Source organism: Pseudonocardia pini, assembly GCF_013870575.1.
GTDB classification, from domain to species: domain Bacteria; phylum Actinomycetota; class Actinomycetes; order Mycobacteriales; family Pseudonocardiaceae; genus Pseudonocardia; species Pseudonocardia pini.
On sequence record NZ_JACBXB010000998.1, the window covers coordinates 1 to 1,662 of the forward strand.

Sequence of the window (1,662 nt, forward strand, 5' to 3'; positions counted from 1 at the left end):
ACCCGGGCCATCCACGCCGGGCAAGACCCCGACCCCACCACGGGCGCGGTGATCGTCCCGATCCACGCCAGCTCGACCTTCGCCCAGGACGGCGTCGGCGGGCTGCGCGGCGGGTACGAGTACTCCCGCTCGGCGAACCCCACCCGTACGGCGCTCCAGGAGTGTCTGGCGGCGCTGGAGGGCGGGCGGCACGGGTTCGCCTTCGGGTCCGGCATGGGGGCCTCGGACGTCCTGCTGCGGGTGCTGGTCCGCCCGGGCGACCACCTCGTCATCCCGCACGACGCCTACGGCGGCACGTTCCGGCTCGTCGACAAGGTGCTGTCGCAGTGGGGGGTCGAGTACTCCACGGTCGACCTCGCCGACGTCGAGGCGCTGCGGGCGGCGATCCGTCCGGAGACCAAGGTCGTGTGGTGCGAGACCCCCACGAACCCGCTGCTGGGCGTCGCGGACATCGCCGCGCTCGCGGAGGTCACGAGGGCCGCGGGCGCACGGCTGGTCGTGGACAACACGTTCGCCTCGCCCTACCTGCAGCAGCCGCTCGCGCTGGGCGCGGACGTGGTGCTCCACTCGACGACGAAGTACGTGGGCGGACACTCGGACGTCGTCGGCGGGGCGCTCGTCCTGGACGACGACGAGCTCGCCGAGCAGGTCAGGTTCACCCAGAACTCCGTGGGCTCGGTCCCCGGCCCCTTCGACGCCTGGCTGACCCTGCGCGGTGCCAAGACGCTCGCGGTGCGGATGGAGCGCCACAGCGACAACGCCGAGCGGGTGGCCGAGGCCCTCGCCGCGCACCCCGCCGTGGCGGCGGTGCTCTACCCGGGCCTGCCGGAGCACCCCGGCCACGAGGTCGCGGCGAAGCAGATGCGCCGGTTCGGCGGGATGGTGTCCTTCCTGGTCGCGGGCGGCAAGGAGGCCGCGCTGAAGGTCTGCGCGGGCACCGAGCTGTTCACCCTCGCGGAGTCCCTCGGCGGGGTGGAGTCCCTGATCGAGCACCCGGGCGAGATGACCCACGCCTCCGTGGCGGGCTCGGTGCTGGAGGTGCCGGACTCGCTGGTGCGCCTGTCGGTGGGGATCGAGGACGTCGAGGACCTGGTCGAGGACCTGACCCACGCCCTCGACGCGGTGCGGTAGTCAGGACCGCGGCGGTACCGGGCTCGCGGGGGCCGGGTCGAGGTCCGGGGTGGTGGGCACGACCAGGTCCTCCGGGTCGAAGCAGCCGCCGACGAGCTCGTACCCGCCCGCGACCGGCTGGTAGCGGCCAGGGTCGGTGCAGCCCGCCTGCTCGACCGTGACGACGGCCAGGGTGCCGAACACCGCGGCCACGGCCAGCGGGACGATCGCGCGCACGCCGCCGCTCCGAACCCCCATGCGTGCTCCATCCCCCTGCCGACCCCGTCCCCAGCGAGGTTACCCGCCGCGGTGGCACGATGCGGCCGTGACTGGAGACCCCACCACCCTGCGGACGACCCCTCCGGTCGGGATCGCCGAGATCCGGGCCGCGGCCACGCTCCTGGCCGGGGTGACCCGCACGACGCCCGTGGCGCGGTCCCGGGCACTGAGCGAGGCGGTCGGCGGGCCGGTCTGGTTCAAGTGCGAGAACCTCCAGCGCACCGGGTCGTTCAAGATCCGCGGCGCGTACACGCGGCTCTCCCGGCTGTCCGC

Annotated in this window: 3 protein-coding genes; 2 read left to right on the top strand and 1 reads right to left on the bottom strand. The window is 74.2% G+C overall.

Translation table 11 applies throughout. From position 1 onward, the window contains the following. Positions 1-1,131: cystathionine gamma-synthase (locus tag H5J29_RS31790; RefSeq protein ID WP_181784619.1), on the top strand; the 1,131-nt coding region annotated here is incomplete at its 5' end. Here the strand turns inward: H5J29_RS31790 and H5J29_RS31795 are convergent. Continuing rightward, positions 1,132-1,368: a hypothetical protein gene (locus H5J29_RS31795; RefSeq protein ID WP_181784620.1), complete on the bottom strand. Its 237-nt coding sequence runs from the start codon at positions 1,366-1,368 to the stop codon at positions 1,132-1,134. It lies immediately after the preceding gene. Between the two features lie 67 nt (positions 1,369-1,435). Between H5J29_RS31795 and H5J29_RS31800 the strand changes: the two genes are divergently transcribed. Then, a partial coding sequence (locus H5J29_RS31800) for a pyridoxal-phosphate dependent enzyme (RefSeq protein WP_312858499.1) occupies positions 1,436-1,662 on the top strand: 227 nt, incomplete at its 3' end.

What these genes read in the sequence shown, in the direction of transcription:
- H5J29_RS31795 (WP_181784620.1), bottom strand. Translation starts at nt 1,368, where the DNA reads ATGGGGGTTCGGAGCGGCGGCGTGCGCGCGATCGTCCCGCTGGCCGTG.